The organism is Ferrovibrio sp., assembly GCF_025869515.1.
Taxonomy (GTDB): domain Bacteria; phylum Pseudomonadota; class Alphaproteobacteria; order Ferrovibrionales; family Ferrovibrionaceae; genus Ferrovibrio.
This window is the reverse complement of record NZ_JAOZVR010000091.1, coordinates 110,795-127,091: the sequence shown is the minus strand read 5'-3', so window position 1 is coordinate 127,091 and position 16,297 is coordinate 110,795. Positions and strand designations below refer to the sequence as shown.

The following is a 16,297-nucleotide window of genomic DNA, read 5'->3' as shown; positions in this document are numbered from 1 at the left end:
TTAACGGTATATTCGGATGGCGGCAAATGCAGGGATTCGCCCGGATGTGGGAAAATGCGAGTGAATGGCCCGGTGCTTGCAATCCGATAAGATTATATGGTTCTGATCACTCAGATAGCTGAGAAATGAAGACAATGAAAAAATTCGCGTTGATCGGGGCTGCCGGCTACATTGCGCCGCGCCATATGAAGGCCATCAAGGAAACCGGCAACGACCTTGCTGCGGCTTTCGATCCCAACGACAGTGTTGGCATTCTGGACAGTTATTTTCCCGAAGCGGATTTCTTTACCGAATTCGAGCGATTCGATCGTCACATCGACAAGATGCGGCGCCGTGCAAATGGCGTGGACTATATCTCGATCTGCTCACCCAACTATCTTCACGATGCTCATATCCGTTTCGCCCTGCGCAATCGGGCGAACGCAATCTGCGAAAAGCCGCTGGTTCTCAATCCATGGAACATCGACGGTTTGTCAGAGATCGAGCAGGAGACCGGAGCGAAGATTTATAATGTCCTACAACTGCGCCTGCATCCGGTGATCCGGCAGCTGCGTGAACGGATCGCCAAGGCCCCGGCTGCGAAACGGTTCGACGTGGACCTGACCTATATTACATCGCGCGGCCACTGGTACGGCAGTAGCTGGAAGGGCAACATCCAGAAGTCCGGTGGGATCGCGACCAATATCGGCGTGCATTTCTTCGACATGCTGCAGTGGGTTTTCGGCGAATGCCAAGAAAACACCGTTCATGTTCATCGTGATGACTGCGCCGCCGGGTATCTCACCTACCGTCAGGCCCGTGTGCGCTGGTTCCTGTCCATCGATGCGCGCCACCTACCGCCCGATATCGCAGCCGGTAAACGGACACACCGCTCCATCCAGATCGATGGCGAGGAGCTTGAATTCTCGGAGGGGTTTGCGGACCTACATACCGCAAGTTATGCCGAAATCCTCAAGGGCAATGGCTTCGGCCTCCAGGAAGCGCGGCCGAGCATAGAAGCTGTCTATGCCATTCGTCAGGCAGTACCGGTCGGCCTGGTGGGCGAATATCATCCACTCTGCCGTTCGATTTCATAAGACGGCTGAGCCGCTCAGATCGTATGGGCCGGCTTTTTCGATCTTCACCTTGATCATGTCCCCGACCTGCACGCCGGGAGCCTGCCTGATCTTCACGATACCGTCGATCTCCGGTGCATCGGCATAGCTGCGGCCAGTCGCGGTCGTGCGTTTGGCCTCGTCGACGATGACGTCCAGAGTGCGGCCGACGAAGCGTTTCAGACACTGCGCACTGATCTTTTGCTGGGTCATCATGAAGCGTTCCCAGCGGTCTTGCTTGACCTCAGCCGGAACATGTCCGGGCAGGGCATTGGCGGAAGCGCCTTCCACATCTTCATATTTGAAGCAGCCGACGCGATCGAGCTGAGCCTCTTCCATCCATTGCAGCAGGAATTCGAAGTCGGCTTCGGTTTCGCCCGGGAAGCCCACGATGAAGGTCGAGCGGATTGCCAGGTCAGGACAGATCTCACGCCAGCTCCGGATGCGCGCCAGGAGTTTCTCCTGATTGCCCGGCCGTCGCATGCTTTTCAGGATTCTGGGTTTGGCATGCTGGAACGGAATATCGAGATAGGGCAGTAGCTTGCCCTCGGCCATCAACGGGATGATCTCGTCGACATGGGGATAGGGATAGACGTAGTGCAGGCGAATCCAGGCGCCGAGGCTGCCCATGGCGTCGCATAGTTCTGTCAGGCGCGCTTTGACCTTCCGATCGCGCCACTGGCTTTCGGCATGGCGAATGTCGGTGCCGTAAGCCGAGGTATCCTGCGAGATGACCAGCAGTTCCTTGACACCAGCCTTGACCAGACGTTCTGCCTCGTACAGCACATCGTTCGACTGTCGGCTTTGCAGCTTTCCGCGCATCGAGGGGATGATGCAGAAGCTGCAGCTATGGTTGCAGCCTTCTGAAATTTTCAGATACGCATAATGGCGTGGCGTCAGCTTTATGCCTTGCGGCGGGACCAGATCGACATAGGGATTGTGCTCCGGCGGAACCGCCTCATGCACAGCCTTGATGACGGCTTCGTATTGTTGGGGCCCGGTAACCGCGAGAACGTCGGGGAACATGCCGCGGATCTTTTCCGCTTCGACACCCATGCAGCCGGTGACAATGACGCGGCCGTTCTCGCGCATCGCCTCGCCAATTGCCTCCAGCGATTCTTGCTTGGCGCTGTCGAGGAAACCGCAGGTGTTTACAAGCACCACTTCGGCGGCATCGTAGGAGCCGGAAATGGCATAGCCCTCCGAACGCAGCTTGGTGATGATGCGCTCGGAATCGACCAAGGCCTTGGGGCAGCCAAGGCTGACGATGCCGACCTTGGGGGCTGGGTTGGCAGGAGGGGGCATGGTTTTGGTCATGGCGGCGGCTTATACGCCCGAAACAGGGCGATGACCAGTCTGGCGCCGACGATTCAGGCGGCTTCGACCTGGCGCAAAGGCATCTGCGTGCGCACAAGGCGACCCATTAGGGATATCAATAGGATAGCTCGGTTGTTGTCGATGGTTTCTTCGAACAGGGCCTGGGTATCCGCCATCGGCCCCTCGACAATGCGCAGAGCCTGACCGCGCCGGAATGCGGGAGTGCTGAGACTGATGAAGCCGGTTTCATCTTCGCGCGCCCGGATTTCATCGATGACCGGATCAGGCACCGGCATCGGCTTGTCGCCGCTCATCACTAGGCCGATGACACCAATCGTCCCATTTACCGATCGCCAGCGCTGCTGCTGCATGTCGATGCCGGCGAATAGATAGCGCGGGAACAAGGGTGTCGCGACGACCTCGACGCGACCGGCATGGCGCCGCATCTTGCGGTATTGCGGCAGGTAGACGGAGAAACCCTGGTTGCGCAGGTGCTGCGCAGCGGCGGTTTCCCTGCCCGTCTGGGTGTAAACGGCGTACCAGGCGTTTGTCATGCCGCCCTTTCTTTGCGCCGAGGCGCATCTGCACTGATATGCAGCAGGGATGGTGCATGCAGGCGATCGGCCGACAAGTCTGCCGCTAGCCGGTCATAGGTGGCCTGCGGCGCTGTATTGTCAGCAATGATGATCGCTTCCGCCCCCAGTTTCAGGGCGTCAGCAAGGTCGCTGACGACAGCGCGATTGTGGAAAAGGCCTTCATTGCGGCCCGGAGCAATAACGGCGCAGATCGTCATGCCGGCTGCAGAAGCTGACAGGAGGGCTATCTCGGCCAGTTCGCCGCTGCCGGCAATGGCGACCTTGGTAACCCCCCGGCTCACCAGGGCGGAAAAAATATCTTCATACTGAATCCGCGCACGGCGGAAGAAATTCAGCGATGTTTCAAGATACTCCGCCACAAGACGGCTTTTTTCGGCAAAGCCGCTCGGCGTCAGATAATAGGCGTAGCGTCTGGCGGGGGCATTCTGGATTTTGATCAGGCCCTTGCTGACGCAGCGCCGCAGCAGGGCATTGGCCAGCCCGAGAGCGATATCCAGGCGCACGGCCAAGCTGCGCTGGGTATGTTGCTCATCGGCATTGCCGATAACGTGCAACAGCGCCGCCAAGGTCGCGGAATCCGGCTTTCCGTCCGATGCGCCATTTTCGTTCATGGCATGAACATAAGCGAGTGGTCTGGCTTGGTCAATCGGAAATGGCCCAATCTAGGACTTAAAACCCAGTATGGGCCAGAGGTATCTTCGTCTCCGGGCAGTGAATCTGGCAGGATTTAAACGATACCGCGCTGGGACAGCATGGCGAGTACAGCCTCCCCGCAGGCCTCAAGTGTCTGATCGGCCGAGTTCAGGTGAAGATCGGCATCGACCGGGGGCTCGTATGGGCTGTCGATACCAGTGAAATTCGGTAATTCGCCAGCATAGGCCTTCTTGTACAGGCCTTTCGGATCACGCGTGCGGCATACCTCCAGCGGGGCATCCACAAAGACCTCAAGGAATTCACCCGGAGGAACGATTTCCCGCGCCATCTGGCGTTCGCTGCGGAAGGGCGAAATCAGGCTGACGAGAACGATCAATCCTGCCTCGGTCATCAGCTTGGCAACCTCGGCGACACGCCGGATATTCTCCACTCTGTCTTCAGCGGTGAAGCCCAGATTCTTGGTCAGACCATGCCGGATATTGTCGCCATCCAGCAGAACGGTGTGCCGCCCGAGCTCGAAGAGATTGCGCTCGACGAGATTGGCAATCGTGGACTTCCCGGCGCCCGACAGACCGGTAAACCAGACAATGCAGGGCTTTTGCTGTTTTAGGCCGGCGCGGTCGGCCTTGCCGACCTTGAGCGCCTGCCAATGGATATTCGATGCCCGCCGCAGAGCAAAAGAGATCATCCCGCAACCGACTGTCGCATTGGTGATGCGGTCGATCAGGATGAAGCCGCCCATATCGCGGTTCTTACGATAGGGATCGAAGGGGATCGGCCGATCGAGGGCCAGGTTGCAAACACCGACTTCGTTCAAGTCTATATGGCGCGCCGCCGTATGCTCAAGCGTATTCACATTGACCGTATATTTGATCTCCGTGATCTGAGCGCCGACCATGATGCTGCCGATACGGAGCAGGTAGGGGCGCCCCGGAAGCATGGCATCGGCAGACATCCAGAGGATATGGACCGAGAACTGATCGCTAGATTCCGGCGGTATCTTCGAGTCGGCCAACACATCGCCGCGGCTGACGTCGACCTCATCGGCAAGCGTAATCGTGACCGCCTGATTGGCGACGGCCTGCTGCAGGTCGCCGCCAGATGTGACGATACGCTCGATTTTCGAGGTTCGACCGCTAGGGGCGATAACGATGCTGTCGCCAGGAGAAACCATGCCGCTGGCGATCGTACCGGAATAACCGCGGAAATCCTGATCGGGCCGGTTGATCCATTGCACGGGCATACGAAATGGTGCCGACGTCACGTCCCCGCCGACTTCCACCTCTTCGAGGTGATCGATCAGCGTGGCTCCATCGTACCAGGGCATGGCGCTGCTGCGGCGGGTGATGTTGTCGCCCAGCAGAGCCGAAACCGGGATGCAGGTCACGTTGGGAATGTCCAGCTTGATTGCAAACTCGCGATATTCGGCGACCATGCGCTCGTATGTATCTCTGTCCCAGGAAACCGCATCCATCTTGTTGATCGCAAGAACAACATGCTTGATGCCGAGCAGGGAAACGATGTAACTGTGCCGCCGGGTTTGCGGCAATAAACCCTTCCGAGCGTCTACCAGCAGGACGGCCAAGTCAGCCATCGAGGCACCGGTGGCCATATTGCGGGTATACTGCTCGTGGCCCGGCGTGTCGGCGACGATGAATTTGCGCTTTTCGGTAGCGAAGAACCTGTAGGCGACGTCGATGGTAATGCCTTGCTCGCGCTCATCGGCGAGACCGTCGACAAGCAGCGCCAGATCGAGTTCGCCGCTGCCGGTTGTGCCATAGCGGCTCGAGTCTTTCTCGAGCGCGGTCAGTTGATCCTCGAGCAGGAGCTTGCTGTCAAAAAGCAACCGACCAATGAGTGTGGACTTTCCGTCATCGACCGATCCGCACGTGATGAAACGCAACAGGTCTTTCTGCTCATGCTGCAGCAGGTAGGACCCGGCTTCGGCGGGAGCCTCCATATGCTTGACCATTAGAAGTAACCCTCCTGCTTCTTGACTTCCATCGACGCCGCCTGGTCGCTGTCGATCAGGCGGCCCTGTCGCTCGCTGGTTCTTGTCAGCAGCATTTCCCGGATCACCTCTGGCAGCGTCTGCGCGCGGCTTTCGATGGCGCCGGTCAGGGGGTAGCAGCCCAGTGTCCGGAAACGGACCCAGCGTTCCTCCAGGACTTCACCGGGCTGCAACGTCATGCGATCGTCATCGACCATGAGCAGGCTGCCGCTGCGCTGGATAACTGGACGCGGTTTTGCAAAGTAGAGCGGCACAACGGGGATTTTCTCAAGATAGATGTACTGCCAGATATCGAACTCGGTCCAGTTCGATAGCGGAAATACCCGAATGCTTTCCCCGTCCTTGATGCGGCCGTTGTACAGGCGCCAGAGTTCCGGCCTCTGGTTCTTCGGGTCCCAGCGATGTGTTGCGGTGCGGAAAGAAAAGACACGCTCCTTGGCACGGCTTTTTTCTTCGTCTCTGCGAGCACCGCCGAAGGCGGCATCAAACCCGTGCTTGTTGAGAGCCTGTTTGAGACCTTGGGTTTTCATGATGTCGGTGTGAACTGCCGAGCCATGCGAGAGGGGGCCGATGCCATCGCGCACTCCTTCTTCGTTGATATGGACAATAAGGTCGAGGCCCAGTTCCTTGGCGCGCCGGTCTCGGAACTCGATCATTTCCCGGAACTTCCATGTCGTATCAACATGCATGAACGGGAAGGGCGGTTTGGAGGGCCAGAAGGCCTTCAGAGCCAGATGCAGCATTACCGAACTGTCCTTGCCGATCGAATACAGCATGACCGGCTTACGGAATTGCGCCGCCACTTCGCGGAAAATATGAATGCTCTCTGCCTCAAGGCGCCGCAGATGCGTCAGATCGGCGGTTCCGGAATGTCCGGGTTGAGGTGAATCTGGCATTGGCGGGGATGTCATTGCGGAACTCATGCGGTGGTTTCTGTCGTGTTCGGTTTGGGTTGCTTCTGCAGGGCCTGGGTGTCCTGCGAGAGCGACCTGATAAGTTGGTTCAGATGCGTGCTGAAGGATCCTGCGGCCTGTTTGCCCGCAGTGTGCTGATAATAAAGCATCTGCCCGTTGCGGGCGATGTCCTGGGCCAGGACGGGGACTGTCGTAATACTTTCGAGAACGGCGTCAAGGTCGGACATATTCCATTTTATCGGGTAATAGGTCTCAGCCTGGCGATACCAGTTCGGCCACGTCCTCAAATGATCCATGTCCGGTTTGATCAGCGCTGCACCGGAGAGGAATATCTCGAAATCCCGCAGGCAGACTTCGCCCCAGCCATACGGCGATAGGACAGCGCGGGACGACCGCAGTTCACGCCGGAAGGCGGTGCGGCTGATGCGGTTTGTCGCAATCCGCCCGTGCAGGGCCTCCAGCAGCCGGGCACGCTGGAACGCAATGGTGCGACGCGCGTAATTCTTTCCAAAGCGGGCGGAGAGTTGCTGTGGTCGTGGCGCGGCCGGCGGGTGAAAACCGGCCGGTGCTTGCATGAACAGAGGCAGGTGGAGGCGGGCGTAAAAATATTCCATCCAGCGCGCCCCGGCGCTGTGATCGGATAACCCCATATTCCATGACACTGCAAGGCGGCGCAGGAGAGCTTCATCCGTAATGGGCGTACTGGCCTGCGCCGTGTCGTCCTCTATGCCAAATCTGGAATGATAGTAGTCGGTATAAATACGGCCGCCGTAATGGGGCTGGCCGTACATCCTCGGGTCCGCCAGAAGTTGCGATTTCCAGTAACCGTGAACGATGGGCAGGATTTCGGCAAAAACCTGCCCGCTGCTGTCGTAATTATCTGCCCAGACAACGGTTGTCTGCTCAGACAGGCGGGCAACGAGTTCCAGCAGTCTGGCCTGATGGCCATTGCGCATCTCGCCCAGTGCACGCGCTTCGATAAGCAGGATGTCGCAATCGGCCAGACCGGGTGCTTCCAGGTCATAGAGCAGGCGAATGGAAATACCCGTTTCGCCGAGTGCGGCACGGAACCGCAGCAAGGGCCACAGGAAGCAGTAGCCGGCATTGGTCAGCCGGGGAGCGGTGAGAACATGAATGCGGGTCGTCATCGCCGGTCTGCCCCGGTATGCATGCCGGCAGAATCGCGGATTCCGAACAGAACTTCCCATTCGTCCACTACGCCTTCGCTCTCATATTGCCTGGCCGTGGCCTGGGCACCGGCTCCGAGACGATCCTGCATGTCTGGCCGGACAGTGAGCACCGAGAGGGCGGCGGCCAATGCATCGCGGTCGTTACCGCGGCAGAGTATGCCGTTCGAGTCCGAAGCGATCAGTTCGACGGCACCGTGTGCTGTATCCGCCGCCACACAGGCACAGCCAGCCGCCATAGCTTCCAGCAGGGCATTCGGCGTTCCTTCATAGCGGGAAGGAAGGGCAAAGATCGCAGCCCTGGCATAAAGGCGAGGCATGTCCGTTACGAAGCCTAGCCAGTCAATTCGATCCGCGACGCCGTTTTTAACTGCCATGGCTTTCAAATCAGCCTCGAGAGGGCCGGTGCCGGCAATGGCAAGACGCCAGGTCGGCGGGATATCGAGGCGTGCAAGAGCTTCGATCAGAATGTCGAAGCCTTTCTGCGGTTGCAGGCGGCCGACGGCAAGAATGACCTGCTCGCGCTGTGACGGCGGCTGCTCGGCGCAGAATGCGGTGGACGGCAATGGATTGCGGACCAGCTTCAGTCGGTCCGGGCTGACCCAGCCTGCCATGTTTTGTATGGCACCGGCACTGTTGGCCGTAATGACGTCAGCCAGGGGGTAAAGGCGACGACGCAGGATATTCCATACCTTTCCCAAGCTTTGGCGGGCGGGATCGTTCCGCTCCGAGATGAGTAGGCGCCATGGTGAGAACAGGCTGGCCAGAGCGGCGACGATATTGGTACTGCCAATGAAGGAGACAACAACCGGCGCCTGCAACCAAGATAATGCACGCCGGAGCAGGAGGATGCGTCGGATATTTCCATACAGCGCGGAGAAAACGTTCCCGCTGTTCCCATTCGCCGGAAGTGCGATGCGGCGTATCCCCGGCGCGACGGGCAGAATATCTTCGCTTTCGCTGGAGAATGTGATCAGGGAAATCCGGTGGCCGCGCCGGTGTAAGGCCTGCATCAGAATGGTTGCCACGCGCTGGGCGCCGCCGGCCTGAAGATCGGCGATGACAAATGCGATGTCGGTCGTGCGACTGTTCCGGATGGCATCGCTGATCAAGTCGATTTCGGTATCGATTCTGGCTTGCCATGTCTGCAGAGTGGCGCCGATCTTTGCTGTTTCAGCGGCGCGTGCGATGCGCTCGCCGGGATTGCGATGGAGATGGATCAAGGCATCTGCCAGAGATATCTCATTCATGTCGATCCGCAATGCGGACGTTTCAGGAAGGAAATTGTCGGTGTCGACGTCCCTTGCCGTATCGGGATCCGCTTTGGGGATCACCAAACAAAGGCCGGATTTTATCGCCTCCAGATTGGCGTTACTGAGATTGCCCATGGCATTCAGCGACACATATATATCGGTCAGATCAAGAATGCCGGAAACCTGATCATGCGGAACGCCAGGTATAAAGGTGATCGCACTGCAGTCGGGCGATTGGAGTCTTTGCTCCAGCCATGCCCTCTCTTCGCCGTTGCCGACGACAAGGGCGTGCAGGCCAGGTTGTCTGGCTGCCGCCTGTGCAAACCCGGCAACGAACAGTTGTAGATTCTTCAGGTGGTCCAGCCTGCCGAGGAAGGTCACGACAGTATCGGATGCTGGTATGTTCAGTGCCGGTGCTGACGGATTGGGCGCGTCCGGCTGATCGACGCCATTGAGCAGAACCGCGCTCGGAATCTGCGGGGCGAGCAGGCGCGGCAACCAGGCGTCACCGCCGCTGCCATCCCGGCTGCAGATAACGGATGAAAATGGCGACTGCATCAACCAGCGCATCGCCTTGTGATTCAGGCGTTGGCCATGGAAGGCTTCCTGCAGATTCGGACTGATCCCAAGCACGCGCCAGATCACCGGCCATCGGGAAAACCGGGCTAGCAGGCCAGCCGGCCACAGCATGGCGCGATCCAGATAGACGGCGTCCGGCCGGTAGTGTCGTCCGATCCGCCAGATGCCGAAGGCGTGATACAGTTCGGTTGCTATCGTCTGCAGTTGCCGCGGCAGCCGGCTGAACATCTTCGGCACCGGCAATCGCTGTATGTCGATGTCGAGCCCCTCAAGTCGCAAAACCTGTGGCTTGCCATCTGTGATGGTATCGCGATCGACCAAAATCAGCTTGATGGCATGGCCATTCTGATGCAGGCCTTCGATCAGCTTGTATATCGCCGGCGAGCCGCTGGGGCGCCAGTGACCTGTCGTCACCGAGGAGCGCAGCCCCGAGGACAGCCGAACCGCGATCAGCAGGCGCATGCGTCAGCCATTCGCAAGATAACGTTCGGCCAGGGCCAGGCGCACGGCCAGACGCTCGTAGCCGATCTCTGTCCTGCGCTCCCATAAAGCGGTGCTGACTGCCGCCGGCACGCCCGGCACTTCCGGAGTCTTCCCCGGATGTTGCGCGAGAAATCGGCTCTGCGGCAGGATGAAACCACGCTTGGGCAGGCTTGTTATGCTCTCCGGCAGGTATCGCCGCAGTAGCCGTCGCAGGGGTTCCTTCTGGCCGCGAGACACCAGGCGGCGAGGATCGAGTTTGGCAACCTGCTCGAACAGCATGCGCGACAGGAAGGGTGTCCTGAGCTCAAGACTGGCTCGCATGCTGCCCAGGTCGAGGGCAGGCAACTGGCTCGATGGCATCACAGAGCCTGCATCGAATGCTGCCGCTTCCAGCCAGGCGGGGCCGGAATGCCCGAAGTTGCGGCTGGCCCATGAATCGAAGCCCGATATGTCGCGGAGCAGTTCGTTGCCCGGCTGGTTCTTGATCGTCAGGTATCGCAGCCAGTTCGGCTGCCTGCTCAGGGCGCGTGCGGTTGCCGCCCGGCTGTTGAACACGGCGCCGGCTGCGAAAACCGGATCGAGCGCCTTGCGGAGCGGCCAGGGCATATCGAACAGGTGCCGGTAGCGCCACAGGAAACTTGCCTTCTGATAGCCAATGAGCAGTTCATCGCCGCCCATGCCGGTCAGGCCGACCGTATAGCCAAGGGCGGTAGCGGCAGTCGACATCTGATGTACGGCAGCGACAGTTAGATTGTCATTCGGCTGGCCGAAAAGGCCGAGCAGGGTATCGGCATCCAGAGACGTGTTGCCGCTCTGGCTGTCGACGATCTGGTGCGGTAGGCCGAGGTGTTTGGCCACGGCGCTGGCCGTATGACATTCATCCCCATCATCGGTACTGAAGCGGACCGTGACGCAAGGCAGTTTTGTAGAGAGTTCCTTGGCGCAGAGGGCGGCGATCAATCCGCTGTCGATGCCGCCGGAAAGAAACAGGCTGACCGGAACATCCGATATCAGCCGACCGCGCAGAGACGTGCACAGGCTGTCGCAGAGTGAATCGAGTTCGGTCTCGGTCAAGGGTTCCGGTTCGCCTTTGCCGATCTGCGGCACCGGCAGTGACCAATGCGAGCTTTCGGCGACGATCCTGCCGCGCTTTATCTGCAGGATGCCGGCGGGCGCCAGACGCCTTATGCCTGCACGCGCGGTTTGCGGGGCAGGTATGTAGCCGAGTGCCAGGAAAGCGCAGAGCAGGTCACCGGACAGGCTGGCGTCGGCCTCCAGCAGCCTGGCAAGAGGTGCGAGTTCCGAGCAGGCATATATGCCATCCGGCGTTTCCGCCACATAAAGGGTTTTTTCACCGAAGGCATCGCCGGCTAGCCAGGCTTGCTCGCCATCCCACAGTGCGAATGAAAACATGCCATCGATGCGTTCCAGGAAGGCCTTGCCGTATCTGTTCCAGCCATGCAGCAGGACTTCGGTATCGCCATCAGAAACGAAATGGTCTCCATGCTGGAGAAGATCAGCGCGAAGGGCGGGAAAATTGTATATCTCGCCGTTGTATGTCAGCGCCGTATGGCTGGAGGACAGCATCGGCTGGCTGGCGGCAGCCGACAGGTCCTGGATGGCCAGACGGGTATGACCAAGCCACACGCCGGCATCCTGATCCTGCCATTCCCCTTCGGCATCCGGCCCGCGATACTTCAATGCGGCCTGCATGGCGCGGCCGAGCGCAACATCATCTGGCCGCAACGGCCGGTTCAGGAAAATTCCGACAACTCCGCACATCGTTATGTCTCTATACAGATTGCGCTTGTTTGGCTGCCGGGGGTATAGCTATGCGATAAAATGACGCAAGCGCGGGATATGTGACGATGAATATGCCCACATTCATGGTGCTGGGGGCGCAGAAGGCCGGAACGACGTGGCTGCACGAATGCCTTCAGGAGCATCCGGCAGTTTTCATGCCTCAAATCAAAGAACTGCATTTCTTTTCCCGGGCCGAAGACAACCGCTTCAGCCGCCGGCATCTCGGCTTTGACTGGTATCTGGCGCAGTTTTCGGATGCTGCGGGTAAGGTTGCTGGCGAGGCAACGCCGGACTATATGTTCTATCCTTATGTCGCGAAAGAACTGCATGAGTTCAATCCGGACCTGAAGCTGATTTTTATGCTGCGTGAGCCGGTGGATCGCGCTTACTCGGCATACTGGATGTGGCGTCGCCACACTCCGGACCTGCCGCCATTCGAGGATGTCATTACCCGTCATCCGGAGTTTCTCGATCGCGGACGCTATTTTACGCAAATCTCGCGGTTCCTTGAACTGTTTCCCCGGGAGCAGATTTTTGTTGCCATCTACGAGCGGGCGACGGCCCATCCGGAGGAATTCTTCAAATCGCTTTTCACTTTCCTCAAGATCGATCCGACATTCGTGCCGGCAGCGGCCAGTAGCAGCGTAGGAGGTACAAGGATCCTGCCCGGCTTGCGGGGCATGCTGCTTTACAAGGTGGTTTCGCCAATCATCAATCTTTCGTTCATTCTGCCGATCTGGCGGAAGCTGCGCCGCACGCGGGTGCGGCCTTTACTCTGGTCGCTGCTGGGCGCCAAATCCACTTCCGGGGAGGCGCAGGCCTATGAGCCGCTGCCGACCGATGCGCGTGCACGGCTGACCGCACAATTCTCCGCCGAGAACCAGAAGCTGTCGGCCTTGCTCGGAGACGACCTGCGGGAATGGACGACCTCTGCCGGTTGAGGCGTCAGCCATTGCGGGTGTGGTTCATCAGGAAGCGGTCGACGGTCATCAGCAGGCTCAGAAACTGAGGATCGCGGAGTTTCTTTCCGTCGGCGGCTTCATGAGCCAGCCGTTTGGCGGCTTTCTCATCGAGAAAATCCAGCGCTGCCAGGCGCGGTGAATTGGCGAGTTCATACATGGCTTCGCGCCACTCGCCAGTGATCAGGTGCTGCTGCGGCAGGCCCATGCGATCGAATTCCGTCGCTTCGCTTTGCTGCATCGGCCGCAGTCGGCGGCGCAGGAAACGTGCGGCAGCCCTCAGGGTTCGTTCCGCTGAGGACAATCCGATCGGATAGCCGTGATTGGCACTAATGAGTTGCGCTAGAGCCGGATTGCGCCGCTCAAGGCACAGCCGCATCACTCTGGCGTCAAAGCGCAATGCGGAAGGCAGGCGGGCATAGAAATCGTAAAGATCATTGTCGAAGGATATGGTCCTCTGCTCGACGACGGTATTCATGCCCCAGTGGTCGCCGATCGAGTAATGGCGCGCCAGGTTGTGGAAGGCCAGCCATTCATATGTATCGCCAGGCTCTGCCGCGCGTCCCGCAAATGCGGAGGCGATATCCGACAGTTCGGCCCGCAGAATCTCCATGCGATGGGCAAACGCCGGGGGTCTGGCAACATCGCTCAACCGATTACCACGCAGCTTGTAGCTGATTGTGTCGAGGAAATCGGTGACAATATCGCCCGATATCGCCCGCCGCGTCCGGTAGGGTATCGTCCTGCCCAGGATCGTGTAGCGCCGGGACGGGATATACATGCCCTGGAAAAAATAGTCGAAGCCATGTCCGTGCAGTCCGACATCGGCAATCGGGGCGACGGCTTCCTGATGACCATGAAACATGCACATCGGCATGGTCATGGCACCGGTAAGGCGAACGGCCTCATCCAGTGTGCTGCGGTAATGGCCTTGCGGCGTTTCCATGAAGATGTGTTTTTGCCCGGTTAGTTCGGCCGCCCGCCGCGCCACAAGCACTTCACGATTCTCAAAGGCATTGATGGTGATGCAGGGAAGTTCAAGGCCCAGTTCGGCGGCATGCGCCAGGACGAGGCGCGTATCCATGCCGCCACTGAGGAACAGCGCGTAGCGTCGGCCATCGCTGGTTTTCCGCTGCAGGGATTTCTTCAGTCTGCCCGAAAGTTCTTCGGCGGCTTCCTGTGGAGAAAGCGAGAGTTTTCTGGAAAAATCAGGCGCCCAGTATGGGCTTGTGCGCAAGCCGCTGGGATCAAGAGTCAGCCGGTGCGCCGGGGGCAGCGCGAATATATCCGGATGTGGGCTCTTGGTTCCGAAGACACGTTTGTAGACCAGGGTCTCGAACAGCGATTGGGTGTTCACACCGGTGCGGCCAAGATCCTGCATGCGATCCCAGACGGCTGCGAATAGTGTTCCCCCAAGAAGCTTTCCGTCGACGAAAGCATACCAGAATGGCGGATAGCCAAACCGGCTGCTGATGATCTGCAGGGAAGGGCCTTGGGCGTGCAGGAGAAGGAATTCACCATTCAAGCTTGCAAGCCAGGCGTCATCGTGAATCTGGTAGGCCGCCTGTTGCGCCACATCCACATTCGCAATGCGATCGCCAAGAATGACGTGGCCGACCACAATTGTCCGGCTGCCATTCGGCGAATCATGCCGCGTCAGGCTGTCGGGGTGAATCCTGTCCGCGTGCATGCTGATCGATTGCGGCCCGAGGCAGGCCCATTCTGCTGTCGGAGCGCCGGCGCCGGCCGGCAGAGTTTCGACGTAAAAGTTCGGAATCTGATGTGTCACGCGACGATGCCTGATTCGACTTCAGCCGTAATACTGGCGAACGAAGCTTGTATCACGGGCCCGTTCGGAGGCCTTGAGGATGGCTTCATCGAGATCGGACCATGCACAGGAAATCCGATTCTTTCCATCAAAGCCAGCAGATACAATGGCAACCCGGCGCTCCAGCGACGCGCGGGCTTCCGGCGCAATCGGTATAACGCCAAGATCAACCAACACAATGGGGCGCCCTGAGCGGACGGCGCTGACGAAGGCACTCGACTGCGGCCAGTCGAAAAGCAGAAGATCGGCCTTGGTCAATGAGATCTCCAGAACATCCTGCACCAGTTCCGCCTCGTGGGCCTGCATCAGGGCATCCGGTGGGGTGGCGCGGCTTTCCGGATGCGGACGGAACAGGATTTTGTGCCCGCGGCTTCTCAAGTGGCCGAACAGACGATCCTGCCAGTCAACCTGCACAAGATCCGAGGGAACCGGTACGATCTCGCCCTTTTCCCCGGGGTATAGCGTCGAGACGTACATAATTTTCCGCGGCCCGGCCAAAGTCTGCGGAGGCAGCGTGGGGATGGCCTGAAAGGCTGCGGCTCCAGGCGCCGGCTCGATCTGGCAGACATGGCTCTCGTCAGCGAGCAACTGTGGGTCAATATCGGCAGTTTCGCGCTTGGCCTGAGCGGCAGTGAACGTGATGAAGCGGGTTGCTGCAGCATATTCCACCAGAGTACGGGCAGGCAGTATCCACCATCCTGCCCCGGTGCCATGGTCGAATGCGGCGCTTTCTCCACCGTGACGGGCGACAGAACGCGCCATTACCCGATTATGGAACGGTCCGAGGGAATTTGCCCAGAAGTGTCCCGGCAGCCATCGGGCCTTGGCCTCCAGGGAATCCATATAGACTTTCCCGACACCAGCGAGGGTGATGAGGGTGGTTCGGAACCGTTCCCTGATAGCAGGGCCGAACTGTTCGCCACCGGCGGAAAAGGCAGTCTCGAACGCAGTCAGGATGGCCTCAACGATTGCATTGCCCAAGGGCTGCGGCAGTGTGGCTGGATTGTGCGATCCGGTCGGGAACCAATCGGATCGGTCGCCCAGAACCAGCCGCAGGCCGGCGGCTGAAGCGGAGCTGATGATAAGCGGCGTCACGTTGAAGGCGAGAATGTCGCGATTTTTCCGCATGCTCCGCGGCAGATCGCGCGGCAGGCGCGTGCCGCGCCAGGGGGCAAGTGCGGCCGACGCCAGTCGTACGATCGGAGAGCGTGGCGGGATCCCTTTCAGGATGCGAGACAGGGCAATCGGCAATGGCAACGTGGCGCCCGTGGCCAGGGCACCGAGAATGCCGGCGCCATCATAACGGGCAGCAATGCCGCGATTCGCAAACCGGCGGCTCAGTGCCTGTGCCGCGTAGCATTCCATGCTGTCGATCATCAGGACCGGCCCCGCCAGCCAGGCGAGCTCGGCCTGCTGGTTCCGGTTGATGCCATGCGCTCGGATAACGGCTGCGAATTCGGCGTTGAACACATCGCGGACGCGCACGATCTCTGCGCTGCTGAGCGGCCAGCCGTGGCCGCGAATCAGCGCGGCCTGCACCTCGCCCCAATGCCGGGGATGCAGATCGATATTGCCGAGCAAACTGTCGAGGTTCATGGCAATGAAATCACTGGAAATCT

Annotated in this window: 12 protein-coding genes; 2 read left to right on the top strand and 10 right to left on the bottom strand. The window is 59.4% G+C overall.

Annotated features, from left to right (window positions below):
* The first annotated feature begins 134 nt into the window (after nt 1–134).
* Nucleotides 135–1,076 carry a Gfo/Idh/MocA family oxidoreductase gene (locus OJJ21_RS15260; RefSeq protein ID WP_297687444.1) on the top strand — a complete coding sequence of 314 codons (942 nt, stop codon included), beginning with the start codon at nt 135–137 and terminating at the stop codon, nt 1,074–1,076.
* On the opposite strand, the gene rimO is transcribed toward OJJ21_RS15260, so the two are convergent.
* From rimO to asnB, 8 genes are all read right to left on the bottom strand, one after another.
* Nucleotides 1,071–2,411 carry a 30S ribosomal protein S12 methylthiotransferase RimO gene (gene rimO, locus OJJ21_RS15255; RefSeq protein WP_297687443.1) on the bottom strand — a complete coding sequence of 447 codons (1,341 nt, stop codon included), beginning with the start codon at nt 2,409–2,411 and terminating at the stop codon, nt 1,071–1,073. The two genes, OJJ21_RS15260 and rimO, sit on opposite strands and share 6 nt — an antisense overlap.
* A 53-nt stretch (nt 2,412–2,464) precedes the next feature.
* On the bottom strand, nt 2,465–2,965 hold the full coding sequence (locus OJJ21_RS15250) for a transcription termination/antitermination NusG family protein (protein WP_297687442.1): 501 nt from the start codon (nt 2,963–2,965) through the stop codon (nt 2,465–2,467).
* Nucleotides 2,962–3,618: a MarR family transcriptional regulator gene (locus OJJ21_RS15245; protein ID WP_297687441.1), complete on the bottom strand. Its 657-nt coding sequence runs from the start codon at nt 3,616–3,618 to the stop codon at nt 2,962–2,964. Before OJJ21_RS15245 ends, OJJ21_RS15250 begins: the two co-directional genes overlap by 4 nt.
* A gap of 116 nt (nt 3,619–3,734) precedes the next feature.
* Nucleotides 3,735–5,633: a sulfate adenylyltransferase subunit CysN gene (gene cysN, locus OJJ21_RS15240; protein WP_297687440.1), complete on the bottom strand. Its 1,899-nt coding sequence runs from the start codon at nt 5,631–5,633 to the stop codon at nt 3,735–3,737.
* Nucleotides 5,633–6,568: a sulfate adenylyltransferase subunit CysD gene (gene cysD / locus OJJ21_RS15235; protein WP_297687475.1), complete on the bottom strand. Its 936-nt coding sequence runs from the start codon at nt 6,566–6,568 to the stop codon at nt 5,633–5,635. Before cysD ends, cysN begins: the two co-directional genes overlap by 1 nt.
* A 23-nt stretch (nt 6,569–6,591) precedes the next feature.
* Entirely contained in the window at nt 6,592–7,734 is a 1,143-nt protein-coding gene (locus OJJ21_RS15230; RefSeq protein WP_297687439.1) for a hypothetical protein, read from the bottom strand.
* A complete protein-coding gene (locus OJJ21_RS15225) occupies nt 7,731–10,067 on the bottom strand; it encodes a glycosyltransferase (protein ID WP_297687438.1) in 2,337 nt (778 codons plus the stop codon). The genes OJJ21_RS15230 and OJJ21_RS15225 overlap by 4 nt, the downstream gene beginning before the upstream one ends.
* Nucleotides 10,068–10,070: 3 nt before the next feature.
* Complete coding sequence (asnB, locus tag OJJ21_RS15220; protein ID WP_297687437.1) at nt 10,071–11,870, bottom strand: asparagine synthase (glutamine-hydrolyzing); 1,800 nt, start codon at nt 11,868–11,870, stop codon at nt 10,071–10,073.
* 86 nt (nt 11,871–11,956) lie between these two features.
* On the opposite strand from asnB, the gene OJJ21_RS15215 reads away from it, so the two are divergent.
* A complete protein-coding gene (locus tag OJJ21_RS15215; protein ID WP_297687436.1) occupies nt 11,957–12,832 on the top strand; it encodes a sulfotransferase domain-containing protein in 876 nt (291 codons plus the stop codon).
* A 4-nt stretch (nt 12,833–12,836) separates the two neighbouring features.
* Here the strand turns inward: OJJ21_RS15215 and OJJ21_RS15210 are convergent, their stop codons facing one another.
* Entirely contained in the window at nt 12,837–14,639 is a 1,803-nt protein-coding gene (locus OJJ21_RS15210) for an asparagine synthase-related protein (RefSeq protein ID WP_297687435.1), read from the bottom strand.
* Between the two features lie 21 nt (nt 14,640–14,660).
* Nucleotides 14,661–16,274 (bottom strand): hypothetical protein, encoded by a 1,614-nt coding sequence (locus OJJ21_RS15205; protein WP_297687434.1) that lies wholly within the window; start codon nt 16,272–16,274, stop codon nt 14,661–14,663.
* Nucleotides 16,275–16,297: the final 23 nt, after the last annotated feature.

What these genes read in the sequence shown, in the direction of transcription:
- OJJ21_RS15260 (WP_297687444.1), top strand. Translation starts at nt 135, where the DNA reads ATGAAAAAATTCGCGTTGATCGGGGCTGCCGGCTACATTGCGCCGCGC.
- OJJ21_RS15245 (WP_297687441.1), bottom strand. Translation starts at nt 3,618, where the DNA reads ATGAACGAAAATGGCGCATCGGACGGAAAGCCGGATTCCGCGACCTTG.
- OJJ21_RS15215 (WP_297687436.1), top strand. Translation starts at nt 11,957, where the DNA reads ATGAATATGCCCACATTCATGGTGCTGGGGGCGCAGAAGGCCGGAACG.
- OJJ21_RS15250 (WP_297687442.1), bottom strand. Translation starts at nt 2,965, where the DNA reads ATGACAAACGCCTGGTACGCCGTTTACACCCAGACGGGCAGGGAAACC.
- OJJ21_RS15205 (WP_297687434.1), bottom strand. Translation starts at nt 16,274, where the DNA reads ATGAACCTCGACAGTTTGCTCGGCAATATCGATCTGCATCCCCGGCAT.
- cysD (WP_297687475.1), bottom strand. Translation starts at nt 6,568, where the DNA reads ATGCCAGATTCACCTCAACCCGGACATTCCGGAACCGCCGATCTGACG.
- OJJ21_RS15225 (WP_297687438.1), bottom strand. Translation starts at nt 10,067, where the DNA reads ATGCGCCTGCTGATCGCGGTTCGGCTGTCCTCGGGGCTGCGCTCCTCG.
- rimO (WP_297687443.1), bottom strand. Translation starts at nt 2,411, where the DNA reads ATGACCAAAACCATGCCCCCTCCTGCCAACCCAGCCCCCAAGGTCGGC.
- asnB (WP_297687437.1), bottom strand. Translation starts at nt 11,870, where the DNA reads ATGTGCGGAGTTGTCGGAATTTTCCTGAACCGGCCGTTGCGGCCAGAT.
- OJJ21_RS15230 (WP_297687439.1), bottom strand. Translation starts at nt 7,734, where the DNA reads ATGACGACCCGCATTCATGTTCTCACCGCTCCCCGGCTGACCAATGCC.
- cysN (WP_297687440.1), bottom strand. Translation starts at nt 5,633, where the DNA reads ATGGTCAAGCATATGGAGGCTCCCGCCGAAGCCGGGTCCTACCTGCTG.